Raw genomic sequence first — 18,571 nt, forward strand, 5'->3', positions numbered from 1 at the left:
CGTGGACATCCCGGTGTCGAAACCCGGGCACCGCGATCGCCACGGACCGACCGCACTATGGCGCGGACCGCGGACCACGACCGAGCGTGCCCGCGAACGTTACAAGACGCAGCCCTGCCTCGGTCCGATCATCCGCGACGTGAAAGCGGTACGACGGCGACCCCCACTGCTCGACTGCCTGCGGCGAGAAGAACGGGCCGGACAGCGGGATGTATGTCCATCGCGCCACGTGCGCGGTCGCGAGCCGTGTCACCAGCGCGTGGAAGTCGTTGGGTTGCGCCACGAACATCAGGGATTTCTCGAAGTAAACCGGCCCCGACCCCAGCGTCACCCACTCCAACGGGGTCACAACAACGTCGGCCAGCGCCGCCCGCAACGCCGCGTTTGTCCGTGCGTTGGTGGCCATCATCTCCGCGACCTGATCCACCCCCGACGCCTGGATGAGCAGGCTCACCGCGACTAACCCACCCGCCGCCAAGCGGAGTGAAGGCCAGAGCGCCGGTGCCGTTGCGCGGGCGCGGGCCACCGCCGCGGCAGACAGCCACACCAGCGGAGGCAGGATCGGCAACAGGTACCGGGGCCCCCACTGGAGCCCACCATGCGTCCCTGTAACGATGATGCCGCCGGTGAAGAGGCCGACGACCAGCCACAAAAAGCGTTCCCACCTCGCGAGCGGCCCCGGCAGGAGCGCCAGCAGGAAAAACGGCGCTGCGGGGAGCAGACCTGAGACGTCCGTCCTGCCCGCGAACAGCAACAAGCCGACGGTGACCCCGAGAACGCCGCCGGCCGCGAGTGCGCGTTCGCCGCCTCGCGCGGCCCCCGCGCGCAGCAATAGACCGGCGACCAGGAGCCCGGTCGCCAGCAGCGCGCCGACGCCGACCGCGTGCGGGTTGAACGAATAGTAGTCGATCGAGATCAGCTGGAAGTACGCGTTCCCCAGTTTGTCCGTAATCCACGCCGCGGCCTCGTGGCCCGTTGCGGTTGCCACCACGCCGTGCACGCGGCTCGCGGCCAAGCCCTCGCCTTTCCACCCGAGCAGGCTGCCGCTCAATGCACGGTTCAGCGCCCAGAGGACCCCGACCGGGACGACGAGGCCCGCGATCATGGCTATCGCGCCCCGGACGCGGTCGCGCGCGGCGACGCAAACCCACGCGGCGAGCACTGCCGGAATCAGCACGTATATCTCATTCCGAAGCCACAGCGCCAATCCCAACAGGGCGCCGGCGAGCTCAAGATCGAGCGTCCGACGTGCGGATTCGGAGTCGCACGCTCGCACCGCGAGCGCGAGCGCCGCCGCGCTGAGGAACACGACGGGCGCGTGGTCCCAGAACACCGCGCTGTAGATGGCCAACGGCGTGGCGAGCCCGAGTGCGAGCGCTCCCCACCCCGCCAACACGGGTGCGGTTCGCGCAAGCACCCCGTGCGTCACCCAGACGGTTCCGAGGCCCGCGAGGAACGGGAGCAAGACCAACCCGGCGTTCCCCAGACTGCGGTACAGCGGGGCGACGAGCGCCGGAAAATACGGCGGGTACGAGACATAGTATCGGCCGTGGCGGACAAAATGGAACCACGGGCCAAACGGAAAGTACGTCCCCGCGGGATCGAGGGACGCCGCCGGATACGTCACGGCCACGCCGTCGGCGCCGTGGCGCAGCAAGCTCTCGACCTGCACGAACCGCACTGCGGAGTCCGGGGACCAGAATCCCCGGCTGGACGAGAATGTCAACCCAACGGTGACATAAGCCGCCGCACAGACGAGCAGCACCATCCAGACGGACGCGATACTGCGACCGGTCGTCCTGGCGGCCTCGTTCGGTGCGCACACGGAAGTCAGCTCACGAATCGCTCGTGCATCGTTCACCATGCAGACACCGTCCCTCGTGTACGAGCCGGGGCCGCGAGGACACGCGCTACTGAGCGCGCGCCGCGTCTTTGGCGACGATCAGCGTCACCCAGACGGCCTTGAAGTCGTCGATTCTCACCAATCTGTACCCGGTCTCGAGATCGGATTGCAACCGCTGTTGCATCTGCGGTGAAAACGGCAGGGTCGTGATGACCCACACCCGCGGATAGCGCACGCTGAGACGTCTCACCCACGCCGAGTCGAACGTGGCCCGGCGACTGCCGGAAGGCAGCGCCTCAACAGGGGTGAGATCGAGCGAGTCGTTGTGCCCGCGAAAGTAGTACGTGAACGCGATCTTGGCGGCAGGACCGTTGTAGAGGATGAGATCCCCGGGGCTCACACGAGCCCGCACAAGCTCGGCGGCGGCACGCCAATTGTACAGGCGGTAGTTGGGGTCGAAATAGTACCGCGACAACACGGGTACGCTGTACGCGAGGAGCCCGACGACCATCAGCGCAACGATGCGGTCTCGCTGCCCGCGGAACCGGTCGGCAAGGGCCAGCACGCCCGCGGCCGTCAGCATCGCGTAGAACGGCCCAAGAAACGAGAACCACCGCATGTAAAACATCGGCTCCCGCAGGGACACGATGAACATGATCCCGATCGGCATCACGAACACTGTGCCGACCAGCGCAGCTGCGCGCCCGTGAAACGCGGGGGACCTCAGGCCCCACCAGAGCGCGAGCAGAAACGGCAGTAGAATAGTTAACTCTTCGAGCGGGGGTCGGGAGCCAACCGCAAAATACGTGCCAAGCCCGAACAGGGTCCCGCCGAAGGAGTAGAGCGCCAGCAGGTCGCCCAACATCGACAGCGTAGCCGGGTTCCGGTACCAGGCCCAGACGTGTCCATTCGTCGCCTGATACCAGAGAGATGGCATCCAGGGAAGCACCACCGCCAGGGTCGCTGCAGCAGCCGCGAACCACTGCCAGAATACGCGGCGCTCGCCGCGCAACATCCACACCCCTTGCGCGCCGATCACCAGGGCGCTGAGGTAGTGCGTGTAGGCCATCGCGGCGCTCACCGCCACGTACGCCGCCCAGCGACCCCAACCGCCGCGCTCAACGGCGGTCAAAAGCAGCAGTGTCGAGGCGAGCCCCAGCGTGCCCAGCAGCGGATACATCCGAGCTTCCTGGCCGGCCATGATCTCAAACGGCGAGACCGCAACGATGAACGCCGCGAGCAGGGCCACGCGCTCCGACGAGAGCCGGCGCGCAAGAAGGTACGTCAGCCACACCGAGGCCGCGCTGAAACACGCCGAGGGCGTTCTCAATGCGATCTCGCTGGTGCCGGCGAGCCCGGTCCACTCCTTCATCAGGGCGTAGTACAGCGGAGGGTGCGCGTCCTCCAGGCGAAGATGGAGCAGCATGTCAGACCAGCTCATGCGGGTGATGTGGTACACGAACATCTCGTCGAACCACAGGCTGTTGCGACCGAGCAGGGCGAACCGGAGGAAAATCGCGAGGGCGATCACCGCACCCAGAACCGTGGACGGAGCGAGCTGGATCTCTCGCGCCCACCACGACGCTCTCGGAACCTCCGGCCGGAGAAACTCCGTACCGATCCCGATCTCGAGATGATCGCTCATAGGCGCTCCAAGACACCGAGGGGAGGCGCTCGCCTCCCCTCGGTACCGGATCGAGCCGTGGCTAGAACGACGCGCTCGTCTGCGTACTCCCGTCGCTGCTCAACGTCAAGGTCATCGTCTGACCCGCAACTGGGGTGCCTGTAGTCCCGGTCGCGGTCGCAACGACGCTCGCCGCGGTCCCCGTGCCCACCGTGTACGTCCACTTCGCGTTACCCGGCTGGACGAACCCGATCGACGGGAGTGTCCCGTTCACGAACGTGTTGTACTGCTGGTAGTAGGCCCACTCCATGGTCTTGATCTCCTGGAGCGCGTTGCTCGCCTCGGCCTTGTAGGCCTTCTGGCGGGCGCCGAGGTACAGCGGCACCGCCGCCGCAATCAGAATGCCGATGATCGCGAGCACGACCACCAATTCGATCAGGGTGAAACCCCGATCTTCCTGCCGGATCTTGTCGTGCAGCCACTTAAACATTGCCCCTGTCCACCCCCTCTGATTCCCTTGCGCCGGCGCCGGCCGGTTCGAAGTTGATCCGTCTCGTACATACCCACTCCGGTCAGATTCAGGACATCACTCGGACAGGTACGAGTCGAACGATTCCTGCTAAAACGTGGCGGCCGCGCTCGAACTCCCGTCGCTGCTCAGCACCACCGACATGGATTGATTCGCCACCGCAGTCCCCGTGCTCCCGATAGCGCTCATGGTCACGACCCCGGGGCCGACCGTGGGATTGCCGTACGACCAGATCTGGCTGCTCGGTGGCTGAAACCCTATCGACGCCAGTACGGCCGTAAACGCATCGTACTGCTGGTAGTAGCCCCACTCGAGGGTCTTGAGCTCCTGCAGGACCGTGGCTGCTTCGGCCTTGTACGCCTTCATTCGGGCGCTGAGGTAGAGTGGTACGGCCGCCGCAACGAGGATCGCGATGATCGCCAGCACGACGACGAGCTCGATCAGCGTGAATCCTCCGCGCCTGTCGTTCCGGTGGAGCCGGGACCGTCTGCGCAACGTCGCCCTCCTTCACCGATGACGTCGACTGTGGCCGATGCGTCCGAGCCAACCATCCTTCCCGCAGAAGCAATACCCAAACACGCACCGTTAGGGACATGCGGAGACCGCACCTGGGACAGGGCCAGGGGGGCGTCTAAACTCTTGTCGCGGTTGGGCATGATACCCGGTGGTGGAGACTCACGTGACGTCTCAGGGCGATGCCATGGCCATGCAACGGGCGGCCGGCCAGCCGGCGCCGTCGATGGCAGGGCGTCGGGGCTGGACCCGCGACATTCACATGAGTCCCAGCCTGATCTTCTCGGGTATCCTCGTGCTGGCGGCGGCGCTCCGCGTAGTCGAACTCGGCTGGCACAGCGTGTGGCTCGACGAGGCGTTCGTCGTCAGCGTTACGCGGGAGTCCTGGAGGGGTCTGCTGACGACCCTGCGGGCGGCGGATTCTCATCCTCCGCTCTACTATCTGCTCATCAAAGCCTGGACCGATGTGGCGGGGACGGGAGAAACGGCGCTGCGGTTCCCGTCGGCGTTCGCGAGCGTGGCCACGGTGGCGCTCACCTACGCGCTCGCGCGCCGCGTCGCGGGCACACCGGCAGCCCTCCTCAGCGCGTTCCTCGTGGCCATGTCTCCGTTTGCGATTATGGCCGGACAGGAAGCCCGGATGTACGCCCTCTTGGGCATGCTCGCAGTGGGCTCCACCCTCGCCCTCCGCACCGCAGTCGACGAGGGCGGACGGCTGCGCTGGGGCGTCTACGCGCTGACCGCGGTCCTCATCGCCTACACGCACTACTTGGGCCTGCTCGTCCTGATCGGCCACGGTCTCTGGATCGTGGGGTACGAGCGGAAACACACCGGTGCGTGGCTCGTGAGTATGGCCGTGGTGGCGGCGGCGTTTGCGCCCTGGCTGCCGGCGCTCGTGCACCAGACACTGCACGCCCCCACGTCCGGATGGTACCGGAGCGGCGACCTACCGATGGCGCTCGCGGATCTCGCGGGGTTGCTCGCGTTCGGCGGGTCGCTCGTCGGAACTGCGGGCTATCTCACCTGGTATACGGGCGGGCTGGGACCGCTCGAGACGATCGTCCTACTCTTCCCGTTTCTGGTGTTGCTGTGGTTTGGCGGGCAGGCGCTGCGAGCGCGCCATAGCTCGCTCCCGCTCGTCGCGCTCCCGGCACTCGTCCCGATCGCCGTGCTGTTCGGGATCTCGCTTGTCCACCCCATGTTCGTACCCCGCTGGTTCTCGTTTGTGGCGCCGTTCTACGCGATGGTGGTGGCCGCCGGGGTCTGGCACATCGTGGAGCGCTTTGAGGGCAGGCGGGACCAGGCGATCGTGTTCCTTGTCGCGGCGTTGTTCCTATACAATGGTCCGGCGCTCGGCGAGTACTACTTTGCTCCGGACGCCAGGCCGTTCCAATGGCGACAGGCAGCGGCGGTCGTGGGAGACCACGTGCGTCCCGGTGACTTCTTCCTGTACGTGAGCCCGGCGGATCTGCCGTTTCGATATTACTTCCGCGACCCCTATCCCTCGACCGTTCTCCCATCGCCCGAGGCGCCGGTCGCAACCGGCGGGACGCTCACCGCGCCGGGTGCGCGCGACTTGGCGCGCCGGTACCCACGTGTCTGGCTCGTGGCCACGCTGCCATTCGGCGGTCCGGCACAGGACCGGCTGTTTTCGGCGCTCAACGGCGTCTACGGCATGGTGTGGCACGGAGACTTCGGCGGAGCGCACGTGTTTCTGCTCGAGCGCCGCGGCGCGGCGGTGCGGTAGTCTACCGCATGAAGATCGCTCATGCGCGCCGCGCGACGCATGGCGCGTGGACGCGATGGCGCGGCGTGGGCGCAGGTGGCGTGAGGCGGCGGCACCAACGAGACGGGAGGCCCTGCGGCCTCCCCGTCTGATCGGTCCCGGACTGGAACTAGAATGACGAGCTGGTCGTGACGCTTCCATCGCTGTTGAGCGTCAAGGTCATCGTCTTCCCGACGACGGGGCTCCCCGCCACTCCCGCCGCGCTCGCCACGATGTTCGCCGCCGTACCCGTTCCGATGGAGTAGTTCCAGTTGGCGCTGGCCGGCGCCGCAAAGCCGATCGCCGCCGGAGTCGCGTTCACGAACGTGTTGTACTGCTGGTAGTACCCCCACTCCATCGTCTTAACATCCTCAAATGTGCGGTTGGCCTCGGCCTTGTAGGCGCTGAGCCGGGAGTTCAGGTACAACGGCATCGCCGCCGCCAACATGATGCCGATGATCGCAAGCACCACCACCAACTCGATCAAGGTAAACCCGCGGTCCTCTTGCCGGATCTTCGCACGCAGCCGCCTGTACATCGCGTCTTCCCCCTCCATCCGCGCCCTCGGCCGTCCCGGCCGGTTCGTGTCCTCACCTCCTAGGTACCCGGTCCCGCCGGCGGCCGCGACGTGTCGCTTGAAGGGTTCGAACGGTTCATTGGAGGCCTGCCTGACGCAAAAGGGGGAGAAACGCAGCGGGAGGGGCGCGGACACCCTCTCCCGCTGCCAGATCGGACCCGGCCGCTGCCGGGGAGGTTACTTGATCGCGTTCGCGAGTCCGAAGATGGGGAGGTAGAGCGCGAGCAGCAGGCCGCCGATCACGGCCCCCATGCCGATGATCATGAGCGGTTCAAGGATGGAGGTCAGGCTGGCCACGGCCGCCTCTACTTCGGAGTCGTAAAAGTCGGCGACCTTGTTCAACATATTGTCGAGGGCGCCCGTCTCCTCGCCGACCCGCACCATCTGGACGACCATGAGCGGGAAGATGCCGCTGGCTCCAAGCGGGATCGCAATACTCTCGCCCTCGCGGATGCTCGAGCGGATCGAGTCGACGGCACGCCCCAGTACCGAGTTGTCGATCGCCTGGCCGACCACCTCGAGCGCCCGCATGATCGGGACGCCGCTGCTGACGAGCGTGCCGAACGTGCGGGTAAAGCGCGCCACAACGATCTTCTTGACGAGCGGTCCGAGCACCGGCAGGCGTAGCTTGAGCCGGTCGTACTGCTCGCGGCCGACCCGCGTGCGGACGTACCGGCGTAGGGCGAAGACGGTGCCCCCGATCACGATGGTCGCCAACCACCAGAAGTGCCGGATGATCAGGCTCACCCCGACGGCAATCTGAGTCGGGATCGGCAGCGGCGCGTTGCCCCCGAGCTGTTTGAAGAAGTCGGCGAACTGCGGGATGATGACAATCGTCATGAACATGAGGGCGCTCAACGCCGCGACCGCCAGCAGGATCGGGTAGGTCATCGCCGACTTGATCTTGTGGCGCAGCGCCATCTCCTTCTCGAGGAAGGTGGCAAGCCGCAGTAGGACGTCGTCGAGCACGCCGCCGGCCTCACCGGCGCGCACCATGTTCACGTACAGGTTGTTGAACACCCGTGGATGCTTCGCGAGCGCGGCGCTCAGGGTGGACCCGCCCTCGATGTCGACGCGGATGTGCCCGATCGTCTCCTTGAGGATCGGCTGCGTCACCTGCTCTTCCAAAATCGTGAGGGTCCGCACGAGCGAGAGGCCGGCGTTGATCATCGTCGCGAACTGCCGGCTGAACACCACGAGGTCCTTCAGCCCGACGCCGCGCCAGCGCCGGAAGATGTCCTCGACGTTCTGCGACTTCTTCTTCTGATGGAGCGCCGTGACGAAGAACCCCATGTCCCAGAGCTTCTGGGCCACGATCGCCTCGCTGTCGCCCTCCAGCGCGCCGGCCAAGAGCTTGCCGCTGTTGTCCCGCGCCGTGTACTCAAACACAGCCATGCTGGTGTGCCTCCCTTCCGACCCGGGCGTCCGTCACCGCGCCTTGCGCTCCTCGCTCGTGCGCCGTCCGCCCCCAAGGATCTTGCTCATCTCTTCCGGGTGAATCGCCCGGTTGATCGCGGTCTCGTTGCTGATCAACCCGCGCCGGTGCAGCTCGGCAAGCGCGCTGTCCATCGTCTGCATGCCGAACTGGCCCCCGGTCTGGATCGCGGACTCGATCTGGTGGCTCTTCGATTCCCGGATCAAGTTGCGGATCGCCGGGGTCGCGATCATCACTTCGACCGCAGGCAGACGCCCCACTTCCTCAATTGCGATCCGTGCCCGCTTGATCGTCGCGACGGCCCCATCGCCGGCGACTCGCGCCGCAGCCTGTTCCGCCGGCCGCCGCGCGCCCACATATCGCTCGTTCGGCACGAGTTGCTGCGCGATCACCGCCTCGAGCACCGAGGACAGCTGCGTCCGGATCTGCGGCTGCTGGTGTGGCGGAAATACGTCGATGATCCGGTCGATGCACTGGGCCGCGGTGGCCGTGTGCAGCGTCGCGAACACCAGGTGACCGGTTTCGGCGATCGTCAGCGCCGCGGCGATCGTCTCGAGGTCCCGCATCTCGCCGATCAGCACCACGTTGGGATCCTCGCGCAGCACCCCGCGCAGCGCATTGGGGAAGCTTTGCGTGTCAAACCCGAGCTCGCGCTGATTGACGATGCTCTTCTTGTTCGTGTGCAGGTACTCGATGGGATCCTCGACGGTGACGATGTGGCACGCGCGCTCGCCGTTGATGAAGTCCACCATCGACGCGAGCGCCGTGCTCTTGCCGTTTCCCGTCGGCCCGGTGATCAGCACCAACCCGCGGTGCCTCCGCGCCAAATCCAACAGGATCGGCGGCAGGTTGAGCTCGTCGATCGACGGGATCGCCGACGGGATGGTGCGCATCGCCACGCCCACCGCGCCGCGCTGCCGGTAGAGGTTCACGCGGAACCGGCCGAGTCCCGTGACGCCGTACGAGAGGTCGAGCTCCCAGGTCTTCTCGAACCGCTGCTTCTGAAACGCGTTCAGCATGCTGTATGCGAGCTGGGACGTGTCCTCGGGCTCCAACAGCTCGTGGTGTTCGAGCGCTACGAGCTTCCCCCACACGCGGATCGTCGGTTTCGCGCCTGCCGTCAGGTGCAGGTCGCTCGCGTGCGCCGCCACCGTTTCGCGCAGCAGATCGTCTACGTGCATGCTCGTCCTCCCCCTGGTCCACCGTCTCGCCATGCTCGAACGCGTTCGCGCGGCCCGCGAGGCCCGACCCGCGCCCCCAGGCCGGCACCGATGGCGCTCACCGCCACGCCACCCCGCGATCCGCCCGTGACGAGTTGGCCCGTCCGGCGGGGCCCTACCGCCAGCGTCCGGACCTCAGTCCTCCACATATACTGCCCGTAGTACTTCCTCCGCAGACGTGATGCCCAAAAGCACCTTCGTGAAGCCATCCTGCCCTAGCGTCCGCATCCCGGCGCGGATCGCCGCCTGCCGGACGTCGGCCACCGACGCTTGCTTCGTCACCAAGGAGCGGATCGTGTCGTCGATCGACATGATCTCGAACAGCGCCGTGCGCCCGAGGTAGCCGATGTTCCCGCAGTGGTCGCATCCCTGCGGCCGGTAGAACGTGGCGGCACCGGCCTGTTCGGCCGCCAGCGCCCCGAACCGGTCGAGGAGTTCCGCCGGGGGCAGATACGGCTGTTTGCACCGATCGCAGAGGACGCGCACGAGGCGCTGGGCGATCACGCCCACCATCGACGACGCCACGAGGAACGGCTCGATGCCCATGTCCACGAGGCGCGCCACGGCCCCAGGCGCGTCGTTCGTGTGGAGGGTGCTCAGGACGAGGTGGCCGGTCAGCGCCGCATGGATCGTGATCCGCGCGGTCTCCTCGTCGCGGACCTCGCCGACCATGATGATGTCCGGGTCCTGCCGGAGAAACGACCGCAGACCGTTCGCGAACGTGAGCCCGGCCTTCGGGTTGACCTGCACCTGGTTGATGCCCGGGAGCTGGTACTCCACCGGATCCTCCACGGTGATGATGTTGGACTCGGTGGAGTTGAGCCGATTCAGGATCGAGTACAGGGTCGTGCTTTTGCCGCTGCCGGTCGGCCCCGTGAGCAGGATGATCCCGTGCGGCCTGGAGATCATCGCGTCGAACCGCGGAAAATCGACGGGCAGGAGGCCGACGCGCTCGAGTCCCACGACCGTCGCGCTCTTGTCCAGGATGCGCATCACGACCTTCTCGCCGAACACGGTCGGGATCGTGCTCACGCGCAGATCGTAGTCCTTGCCTTCCGCTTTGTATGCGATGCGGCCGTCCTGGGGCACGCGCCGTTCCGCGATGTCGATGTCCGCCATGATCTTGACGCGCGAGATGACCGCGGCCTGAATGTCGCGCGCGGGGGTCATCACGTTGTACAGCGCGCCGTCGATGCGGTAACGGACCCGCATCCGGAACTCCTGCGGTTCGATGTGGATGTCGCTCGCTCGTTGACGGATCGCCTGCAGGATGATCATGTTGACCAGGCGCACGACCGGGGCCTCGTCGACGAGCGCCCGAAGCTGATCGACGCCCATCTCGTCCTTGGACAGCGCCTTGGCCTTGATCTCCGTGATCACCGTCTCGACGCTCTCGTCGAGCGCGGGATACTGGTTGATCGCCCGCTGAAAATCTTCCGGCGTGATGACCACGGGCTCGATCTCGCGTGCGGTCCGCGTGTGGACGTCGTCTAGCGCCAGGACGTCCAGCGGATCGACCATCCCGACCGTGAGCTTGTCGCCGTCGATCGCGATGGGGATCGTCTGAAACCGGCGCGCGAGATGTTCGGGCAGCAGCAACATCGCCTGCTCGTCGGGGACGGTCTCCCGCAGGTCGACGTACCGGAGCCCGAGCTGCAGCGCCAGCGCCTCGCCGATCCCTCGCTCGGTGGCGCATCCCATGTCGACGAGCACTTGCCCGAGGCCGCGGTGCCGCCCCGCGCGCTTCTGTTCGCCGAGCGCCTCGGCGAGTTGCTCGAGCGTGATCACGCCCGCGTCGACCAGAATCTCGCCGAGCCGGCGGCGGCGCAGCGCGGCCCCCGGGCGTGCCTTCTGCGCGTCGCCAGGAACCGGGATCTGCACCAGCTTGTCGTCCATCGCTCGTGCGGCCATAGTTATCTCCCTTCCCGGTGTCCGGCGGCGGCCAACGGCAGCACACCGGTGTCGATCAGCTGGGCGTAGATGCTCTGCAGCTTCGTGAACGCGTGGTAGTCCGGCCGGTACTCGCGCTCCAGCTTGTAGTCCAGCTCGACAAACTTGTTCAGCGTCACGAAGAACGCATACTGGATGATCGTCGCGGCGTGCTCGGGCGCGTCGCGGTTCTTGTCGAAGTGCAGATTCACGATGTCCAGCTTCGGCAGGAGGTCCGGGTCCACGTTGGCCGCCTTCGCCCGGTTCTCCACGAACTGCCCGAACTCGGCGGTGGCCTTCCAGTCTTTGGCCAGCACCATCGCCACGTCCAGGTCGTACTCCAGGTCGCCGCTCCCCACGCTGTGGTGCATCGTCGGGCGATGGTACTGGGAGTAGGCGTCGTCCTCTTCTGCGGGCCGCTCGTCGAGCCGACAGCCTTCCTTGTCGAGCGGCGAGATCGCCAGGATCGGCACGTTGAGCTCGAGGCTCAGCTCGGCCAGATCGGTCGAGATCCGGTCGGTGCGCGCCTTCCAGTCCTCCAGATGCTCCCCGAGGGGGATCTTCTGCAGGTAGTCGAAGAACAACGCGACCTCGCTGGTCTGGAACTCCTGCATCACGTTGTAGGCGTGTGACCGGATCCGTGCGATCGTGTCCTGGCGGCCCGCCTCGATCAGAAACATATAGGGTGCAAACGAGCCCATCCGCTCCTGGGCCGAGCGCACCGCCGCCGCGACCGGCCGATCGTCGGGCTGCCCGCCGCCCAGAATGGCGGCGGGGCTGATGCCGCTCTCCTTGGCGATCAGGCGCGCGCCCAACACCTGGGCGGTTTGCTCCCACGAGTAGAAGAGTACCGGGATGTGGTTATTCGCCGCGATGTACATCGCCAGCTGGAGCGCTAGGTTCGTCTTGCCGCGGCGTGGCGCCCCGGCGAGCCCGTAGTAAAATCCGCGGCGCATGCCGGACAACAACGTGGTGAGACGGTCGAACGGCGCCAGCGAGTACCCCAACAGCCCCGGCAGGTCGTGACGTTGCTCCGCCTCATTCGCGAGCCGCGCGACCACCTCGGTCACCGGCTGCAAGTGCGCCTGCATCCGCTGCCGCTGCATCTCCACGAGCTCGTGGATGATCCCCGACGCAAGCTGTTGGACCTCGCTGTCCGACCCGCCAGCCCCCCCCAGAAACGTGCCGAGGCGGGCGTGCAACGTCGACAACCGCTCGCGACGCTCGCGGACCCGCAGTTGTTCGATAAACTCCATCAACTGCCCGGCGTTCGGAATCTTCACCGCCGCGACGCGTTGCAGATACCGGTCCATCTCGGGCGTGGCGAGCCCGAGCCGCTCGATCGCCGCCCGGACTGCCACGGGGTCGATCACCGCATCGCGCGTCGCGTAGAGCTCCATCACGACCCGGCACAGCCGGGTCGCGGCGGGCACGCGCAAGAGCTCCTGCTTGAACCCTTCGCGCATGGCGAGGGTCACGAGGTGTCGGTCCCGAATGAACCCATGCAGGATCGCAGCTTCTACGACTTCATCTGGCGTCTCGTACGGCACGGACCGCTCCCTTCTTCCACCATGCGCCCAACGACTAGTCGGCGACGAACACGACGCGAAGCATCTCTTCCATCGTGGTGGTGCCCTCGAGTACCCGCTGGATCCCATGCTGCCGGAGCGTGCGCATCCCCGCCTCCTGGGCGGCCTCGCGCAGCCGGTCCGCCGATTGGCCGCCCAACACCAACTTCCGCAGCGCCTCGGAGACCATCATCAACTCGAACACGCCGATGCGCCCGTGGTATCCCGTCTGGCGGCACGCGTCGCACCCGCGGCCCCGGTAGAACTGCGGCGCGTCGCCCGCCTGGACGGCCCCGATGTGGCGGAGCGCTTCCGCGGGCGGCGCGTACGCTTCTTTGCAGCGGCTGCAGACGACCCGCACGAGGCGCTGGGCGAGGACGCCGATCAGCGATGAGGAAATCAGGAACGGCTCGACGCCCATGTCGACGAGGCGCGTCACGGCGCTCGGGGCGTCGTTCGTGTGCACGGTGCTGAGGACGAGGTGGCCCGTCATCGACGCCTGGATCGCGATCTCGGCGGTCTCGCGGTCCCGGATCTCGCCGATCAGGATCACGTCGGGATCCTGGCGCAGGATCGTCCGCAGACCGTTCGCAAACGTCAAGCCCACCTTGGGGTTCACCTGAACCTGATTCACCCGCGGGATCTGGTATTCGACCGGATCCTCCACGCTCACGATGTTGCGCTCCGGCGTGTTGATGCGCGCCAGCGACGTGTAGAGCGTGGTGGTCTTGCCGCTGCCGGTCGGCCCGGTGACGAGGATGAGCCCGTACGGCTTCGTAATCAGGTTCTCCCACGTGGCCAGCAGGTGATCCGCGAACCCCAGTTGGGTCAGCGTAATCCGGGTGCGCGACGGATCGAGGATCCGCAGCACCACCTTTTCGCCCAACACGGTGGGCAGGCTGCTGACCCGCAGATCGAAGTCCTTGCCGTTCACGCGGAGGTGGATATGCCCATCCTGCGGCAATCGGCGTTCCGCGATGTCCATGTTCGCGAGAATCTTGATGCGCGAGATCAGTGCCGCCTGCACCGCCTTGGGTGGGGTCATGAAGTCCTGCAAGATCCCGTCCACGCGGAAACGCACCTTCACCTCTTGCGCGTGCGGCTCGATGTGAACGTCGCTCGCCTCGGCAAACACGGCCTGCGTGAGGATCTGGTTGACGGCCCGCACGATCGGGGCGTCTTCCACCATCGCGCGGAGATGTTCGACCGTGACGTCCTCGGAGGGCGCCTCGCCGATCGCCTCCGGCTCCACCGTCCCCTTGAGCATCTCCTCGATGTCCGCGTGGCCGCCGTAGATCATGCCGTGCACGCGGGCGAGATCCACCGGGCTCGCAACCATCAAGTCCACGTCGAGCCCCGTGACGAGGCGGATGTCGTCGATCGCGACAACGTTGGCGGGATCGGCGATCGCGACGACCAGCCGGTTGCTGGCGCGCCGAATCGGCACCACCCCGTGGCGCCGCGCGAGATACGCCGGGAGGAGGCGGGCGGACTCGAGGTCCACATCGCGGTCGGGCAGGCTCGTGTACGGCAGATTCCACTGCAGGGCCAGCGCCCGGGCGAGTTGCTCCTCGGTCAGCGCCTGCATGTTGACCAGGATGCGTCCGAGTGGGGCGCCGTTGCGCTGCTGCAGTTGCAGCGCATCCTTGACCTGGTCCCGGGTGACCCACCCCTGCCGCACCACGATCTCGCCCAGGAGATCGCCCCATCGCTGCCGACCTGCCGCGCTCTCAACCGATGGCGCGCCCGCCGCCGCGGATGTCTCGGAGACCGGCGCGGACCCGCCGCTGCCGTTGCCGCTGGGCAGCCGCGCTGCTGCCGGGCCAGCGTCCTCTCGCTCGACGGACGGCGCGCGCGGGACCTCTCGAATCTCCACGATCTCGAGATCGGTCTCGCCCACGTCGGCCGCCGGGGTGGAGGCGGACGCCTGAGGCACGGCCGCTTCGGTTGCGTCGAGGACCGGACGTTCCTGAACCGGCGCTGCGGAAACGTGCCGTTCCCGGGCGGCGCGAATGGCTGTGTCGAGCTGCGGCAGCGCCCGTTTCTGCCCGGCCTGCTCGGTCACCTCGCGCAACGATGTGAGGATGTCCACGTCGTCAGGCGCGAGCTCCGCGGCGCGCGCGAGCGCCCGCGCGGCCTCGTTCCATTGGCCCCGTGCGACGCACCGGTCGGCAAACGCCCCGAGCACGACCACGGCCGGCCGTGCATCCGCCTGGAGGGCGTACACATCGGCTAGTTCCCAGTACGCCCAGGGATCGTCCGGGGCTAGCTCGATCGCCTTCTTGAAGCACGCGACGGCGTCATCGAGCTCTCCGGCCCGGTGGCGGGTCACGCCGGTATGGAACCATATCGCGACGTCCAGGGCGCAGTCCCGCTCGGCCAGCCCCAAGACCTCCCGGTAGGCGGCCAGTTGCTCCCTGACGTCCCCCACGCCGTCGCCGGCGGTCTGTTCCCCGGGCGTCCGGATGACCTCGGCGCGATCTACAGGCACTCGGCCACCATGGCGCGGACGCGCTGGGTCTCGACCCGGATCCGGCCGAGGTTGCAGAAGCGGCTCCCCATCAACACGAGCATGGAATCCTTGTTGACCTGGGTGACGGCGATCGGCCCGGCCGGGAACTCGGCGAGCAGCACGTCAGGCGGACCGGCGGCCTGGATCTCGGTGGCGACACCCTCCCACGCGAGCATGGCGCTGCTCACGAGCGCGCCGACCGCGTCCAAGTCGACTTCCTCAGACTTCGCTGCGTCGATGACGAACCCGTCGCGGCTCACGGCGATCGCGGCGACGATCGCGCCTTTGTGTGTCAAGTCGTTCAACACGTCTTTGAGGTTCAATGTGAGATTCGTTGCCATGGCGCACCCCCCGAGTGACTGTGGTCGATTATCCTGCGACTGCCTCGTTGATTGCCGCAAGCTCCGGTACGTGCCGGCGAAGCTGAACGCGGGCCGTGCCCACGTTGGCCTTGCCGTTGAGGAACACCGCCACGCACCGGTCGGGCGCGGGCGCTGCCACGAGTACCGTGAACCGCTCGCAGCTCATCATGAAGTCGTTGAACCCCGAGGCGTGCAGCTTCCGGCACATGTAGATCAGGAGCTTGGTCAGCGTCGTGATCTCGTGGTTGACCGCTTCCAGCGGAAAGTGCGCGTCGAGCTTGACCACGTCGATCGGCGTGCCGTCCATCGCGATCACGCCTGCGCCCATCGCGCCGGGGGTGCCTGACACAATCGCATCCAAGATCTCGCGCACTCTGGTCATTCACCGCTCCGCCGATCGTCTTGAGCATCGTCCATCGTCCTTGTCGCGGCCTGCGCACCCACACGGCGGTGAGCGCCTACCGATGGTGCAGATCACTGACATGGGTCATGGTGGACAAGCGTTTCAGTGCCGCCGACAGGACCCGCGACACGTGCCGCTGCGAGATCCCAAGCCGCGCGGCCACCTCGCTGTGACTCAGATCCATGTAGAACAGGTAGTAGACGATCTTCCGCTGCAGATCCGCAAGCCGTTCGATGGCCTGCAGCAGCACGATCCGGTCCTCGACCGGCAGCTGAAACGAGATGTACCGCTGGTGCGTGATCATGTCGCGCCGAACGTTCGTCTCGCTGATCGTGTCGTCCATCGACCGGACGTTCGTGGTATCGTAGGCGCGCACAATCTCGTCGACGCCCTTCTCGGTCATGTTCATTTTGGCCGCGATTTCCGCATGCGTCGGGGTCCGCCCCAGCAGCTGCTGCAGTTCCGCGACCGCGCCCACGAGTTCCCCATAGAGTTTACGGGCCCACCGCGGCACCTGTACGGCGTCGGCGTCGTCTCGCAGGTAGTGACGGATCTGGCCCGAGATGTGGCTGTACGCGTACGCCTCGAATTTCACGTTGCGGTCGGGATCGAAGTGCCGGACCGCGTGCATCAGCCCGATCGTGCCAACCTGAGTCAAGTCCTCGAGAGACACCGAAGGCCGCACGTACCGGTGGGCCACCTTGCGCGCCAGCGGCAAGAACCGGCAGACGAGATCTTCGAACAGGGTCGTGTCCCGCGTCTGTCGGTACTCGCGAAACAGGCCGAGGACCTCTTCGTCTGGCGCCTCAGCGACATCAGGCAGCCACGCCGGCCGAGTGGCGGCCGCAGGGCCTTCCGCGGGCGCGTGCCCGGACTGCGGGGTCATCGTCGCACCGCCGACGGACCGGATCGGCCCGCTCGGCTATCCATTGTGCCGCCGACCCGCAGCGACGGCCGCCTCCGGCACGTCACGCGACGTCGACGGGTCCGACGGCTCGTCATCCCCATCCGCGGCGATCGGCTGCGCGGCGAGCCACGCGCCCACGCCCTGCAGGCTCATGCCCTGCTCTTCAATCAGGCGCCGGATCTGGCGGATCAGCTCCAGGTCTTGCATTGAGTAGAGGCGGTGATGCCCCCTGGTGCGAGCCGGTTGCAGGAGACGATACTCCACCTCCCACATCCGCAGGCGTCGAGGTTCGACCCCCGTGAGCGCTGCCGCGGTTCGGATCGGGTAGATTGGTAGATTCCCGAGCCTCGGTCCCATGACACCACCTCTCCTTGAGCCCTGAGAGCCCTGATCTGCGTTATGCACCGCCGGCACCGACGGTCTGCACGAGCGGGGCGAGGCGCTTGAGCGCCGCGGCCAGCAACCGGGACACGTGCCGCTGCGAGATACCCATCAGCTTGGCAGTCTCGCTCTGGGTGAGATCGAGATAGAACAGGTAGTACACAGCCTTCCGCTGGACCTCAGCCAGCCGCTCGATCGCCTGGAGCAGCATCACGCGGTCTTCGATCGGGAGCTGGAACGACACGTATCGCTGGCGTGGCGCGGGCTGGGCGTCGCCGCCGGCCTCGTCGTTGATGCGCTCGACGCGGGTGGCCCCGTAGGCCTGGAGCACCTCCAGGAGCTCATCGTCGGTGATCCGCATGCGCTTGGCGATCTCGGGCAGCGTCGCGGATCGCCCGAGCTCCTGCTGCAACTCGGCGCCGGCGGCTTTCATTTCACCGTAGGCCTTGCGGGCCCACCGCGGAGTGCGCATGAGGTCGACGTCGTCGCGGAGGTAATGTCGAATCTCGCCCGCCACGTGGTGGTAGGCGTACGTCTCAAACTTGACGTTGCGCGCCGGGTCGAAGGTGTTGACCGCGGTCATCAACCCGATCGCGCCGACCTGGATGAGATCATCGAGCGGTATGGACTGCCGGACATACCGGCGCGCGATCTTGCGCACAAGCGGAAGATACTGGCACACCAACTGGTGATACAGTCCGACATCCTTCGTGCGCCTGTACTGATGGAACACTTCCGAAATCGCGGGCCCGTTTGAACCCGAATCTTCCTGAATGGCCATCGCACTCGTGCCCATGCTCCCCCCCCATCCAATGCCACCCGCCGACCACCTGCGCGCCGGTGTCCTGTCTCGGCTCTGGCGCACAGATGCCGGCCCTTCCGTCGCCTCCGCGCTTCCGCGGGGAACGGACCGGCTTATATCGCGGTTGGATCACTCTGTTGGGGGCAATCAGACAGAAGACAGAAGACAGAAAGACAGCGGGACCTGTGGTACGCGGGTGTT

Annotated in this window: 16 protein-coding genes; 1 reads left to right on the top strand and 15 read right to left on the bottom strand. The window is 66.7% G+C overall.

Translation table 11 applies throughout. The annotated features are described in order from the left end of the window. Window positions 1-55 precede the first annotated feature (55 nt). The 4 genes from VKZ50_19825 to VKZ50_19840 all read right to left on the bottom strand — a co-directional run bounded on the left by VKZ50_19825 (window position 56) and on the right by VKZ50_19840 (window position 4,491). Entirely contained in the window at window positions 56-1,864 is a 1,809-nt protein-coding gene (locus tag VKZ50_19825; protein HLJ61982.1) for a hypothetical protein, read from the bottom strand. Window positions 1,865-1,910: 46 nt separating this feature from the next. After that, window positions 1,911-3,488 (bottom strand): glycosyltransferase family 39 protein, encoded by a 1,578-nt coding sequence (locus VKZ50_19830; GenBank protein ID HLJ61983.1) that lies wholly within the window; start codon window positions 3,486-3,488, stop codon window positions 1,911-1,913. A gap of 61 nt (window positions 3,489-3,549) precedes the next feature. After that, a complete protein-coding gene (locus tag VKZ50_19835; protein ID HLJ61984.1) occupies window positions 3,550-3,957 on the bottom strand; it encodes a prepilin-type N-terminal cleavage/methylation domain-containing protein in 408 nt (135 codons plus the stop codon). A gap of 129 nt (window positions 3,958-4,086) precedes the next feature. Next, the gene (locus tag VKZ50_19840; protein HLJ61985.1) at window positions 4,087-4,491 is read right to left on the bottom strand and encodes a prepilin-type N-terminal cleavage/methylation domain-containing protein; all 405 of its coding nucleotides are present in this window, start codon (window positions 4,489-4,491) and stop codon (window positions 4,087-4,089) included. A 184-nt stretch (window positions 4,492-4,675) separates the two neighbouring features. Between VKZ50_19840 and VKZ50_19845 the strand changes: the two genes are divergently transcribed. Then, window positions 4,676-6,256: a glycosyltransferase family 39 protein gene (locus VKZ50_19845; protein ID HLJ61986.1), complete on the top strand. Its 1,581-nt coding sequence runs from the start codon at window positions 4,676-4,678 to the stop codon at window positions 6,254-6,256. 148 nt (window positions 6,257-6,404) lie between these two features. Here VKZ50_19845 and VKZ50_19850 read toward each other — a convergent pair whose 3' ends face one another. From VKZ50_19850 to VKZ50_19900, 11 genes are all read right to left on the bottom strand, one after another. Continuing rightward, a complete protein-coding gene (locus tag VKZ50_19850) occupies window positions 6,405-6,830 on the bottom strand; it encodes a prepilin-type N-terminal cleavage/methylation domain-containing protein (GenBank protein HLJ61987.1) in 426 nt (141 codons plus the stop codon). A gap of 198 nt (window positions 6,831-7,028) precedes the next feature. Then, the gene (locus VKZ50_19855; protein HLJ61988.1) at window positions 7,029-8,246 is read right to left on the bottom strand and encodes a type II secretion system F family protein; all 1,218 of its coding nucleotides are present in this window, start codon (window positions 8,244-8,246) and stop codon (window positions 7,029-7,031) included. 33 nt (window positions 8,247-8,279) lie between these two features. Next, window positions 8,280-9,467 (bottom strand): type IV pilus twitching motility protein PilT, encoded by a 1,188-nt coding sequence (locus VKZ50_19860; GenBank protein ID HLJ61989.1) that lies wholly within the window; start codon window positions 9,465-9,467, stop codon window positions 8,280-8,282. A gap of 174 nt (window positions 9,468-9,641) precedes the next feature. After that, on the bottom strand, window positions 9,642-11,417 hold the full coding sequence (gspE, locus tag VKZ50_19865) for a type II secretion system ATPase GspE (protein ID HLJ61990.1): 1,776 nt from the start codon (window positions 11,415-11,417) through the stop codon (window positions 9,642-9,644). A gap of 2 nt (window positions 11,418-11,419) precedes the next feature. Continuing rightward, complete coding sequence (locus VKZ50_19870; GenBank protein HLJ61991.1) at window positions 11,420-12,985, bottom strand: DnaB-like helicase C-terminal domain-containing protein; 1,566 nt, start codon at window positions 12,983-12,985, stop codon at window positions 11,420-11,422. A gap of 34 nt (window positions 12,986-13,019) precedes the next feature. After that, the gene (gene gspE, locus VKZ50_19875; GenBank protein HLJ61992.1) at window positions 13,020-15,494 is read right to left on the bottom strand and encodes a type II secretion system ATPase GspE; all 2,475 of its coding nucleotides are present in this window, start codon (window positions 15,492-15,494) and stop codon (window positions 13,020-13,022) included. After that, window positions 15,485-15,856, bottom strand: coding sequence for a roadblock/LC7 domain-containing protein (locus VKZ50_19880; GenBank protein HLJ61993.1), 372 nt, complete (start codon window positions 15,854-15,856; stop codon window positions 15,485-15,487). Before VKZ50_19880 ends, gspE (VKZ50_19875) begins: the two co-directional genes overlap by 10 nt. Window positions 15,857-15,884: 28 nt before the next feature. Beyond that, a complete protein-coding gene (locus VKZ50_19885) occupies window positions 15,885-16,259 on the bottom strand; it encodes a hypothetical protein (protein HLJ61994.1) in 375 nt (124 codons plus the stop codon). A 76-nt stretch (window positions 16,260-16,335) separates the two neighbouring features. Next, complete coding sequence (locus VKZ50_19890; GenBank protein ID HLJ61995.1) at window positions 16,336-17,166, bottom strand: sigma-70 family RNA polymerase sigma factor; 831 nt, start codon at window positions 17,164-17,166, stop codon at window positions 16,336-16,338. Window positions 17,167-17,202: 36 nt separating this feature from the next. After that, window positions 17,203-17,544, bottom strand: a complete 342-nt coding sequence (locus tag VKZ50_19895; protein ID HLJ61996.1) for a MerR family transcriptional regulator — start codon at window positions 17,542-17,544, stop codon at window positions 17,203-17,205. Window positions 17,545-17,584: 40 nt separating this feature from the next. Continuing rightward, a complete protein-coding gene (locus tag VKZ50_19900) occupies window positions 17,585-18,364 on the bottom strand; it encodes a sigma-70 family RNA polymerase sigma factor (protein ID HLJ61997.1) in 780 nt (259 codons plus the stop codon). Window positions 18,365-18,571 lie beyond the last annotated feature (207 nt).

The organism is bacterium (genome assembly GCA_035295165.1).
Taxonomy (GTDB): domain Bacteria; phylum Sysuimicrobiota; class Sysuimicrobiia; order Sysuimicrobiales; family Segetimicrobiaceae; genus JAJPIA01.

Bases quoted from the DNA above. Each gene is read 5' to 3' on its own strand.
- VKZ50_19825 (HLJ61982.1), bottom strand. From the start codon at position 1,864: ATGGTGAACGATGCACGAGCGATTCGTGAGCTGACTTCCGTGTGCGCA.
- VKZ50_19830 (HLJ61983.1), bottom strand. From the start codon at position 3,488: ATGAGCGATCATCTCGAGATCGGGATCGGTACGGAGTTTCTCCGGCCG.
- VKZ50_19835 (HLJ61984.1), bottom strand. From the start codon at position 3,957: ATGTTTAAGTGGCTGCACGACAAGATCCGGCAGGAAGATCGGGGTTTC.
- VKZ50_19850 (HLJ61987.1), bottom strand. From the start codon at position 6,830: ATGGAGGGGGAAGACGCGATGTACAGGCGGCTGCGTGCGAAGATCCGG.
- VKZ50_19855 (HLJ61988.1), bottom strand. From the start codon at position 8,246: ATGGCTGTGTTTGAGTACACGGCGCGGGACAACAGCGGCAAGCTCTTG.
- VKZ50_19860 (HLJ61989.1), bottom strand. From the start codon at position 9,467: ATGCACGTAGACGATCTGCTGCGCGAAACGGTGGCGGCGCACGCGAGC.
- gspE (HLJ61990.1), bottom strand. From the start codon at position 11,417: ATGGCCGCACGAGCGATGGACGACAAGCTGGTGCAGATCCCGGTTCCT.
- VKZ50_19880 (HLJ61993.1), bottom strand. From the start codon at position 15,856: ATGGCAACGAATCTCACATTGAACCTCAAAGACGTGTTGAACGACTTG.
- VKZ50_19885 (HLJ61994.1), bottom strand. From the start codon at position 16,259: ATGACCAGAGTGCGCGAGATCTTGGATGCGATTGTGTCAGGCACCCCC.
- VKZ50_19890 (HLJ61995.1), bottom strand. From the start codon at position 17,166: ATGACCCCGCAGTCCGGGCACGCGCCCGCGGAAGGCCCTGCGGCCGCC.
- VKZ50_19895 (HLJ61996.1), bottom strand. From the start codon at position 17,544: ATGGGACCGAGGCTCGGGAATCTACCAATCTACCCGATCCGAACCGCG.
- VKZ50_19900 (HLJ61997.1), bottom strand. From the start codon at position 18,364: ATGGGCACGAGTGCGATGGCCATTCAGGAAGATTCGGGTTCAAACGGG.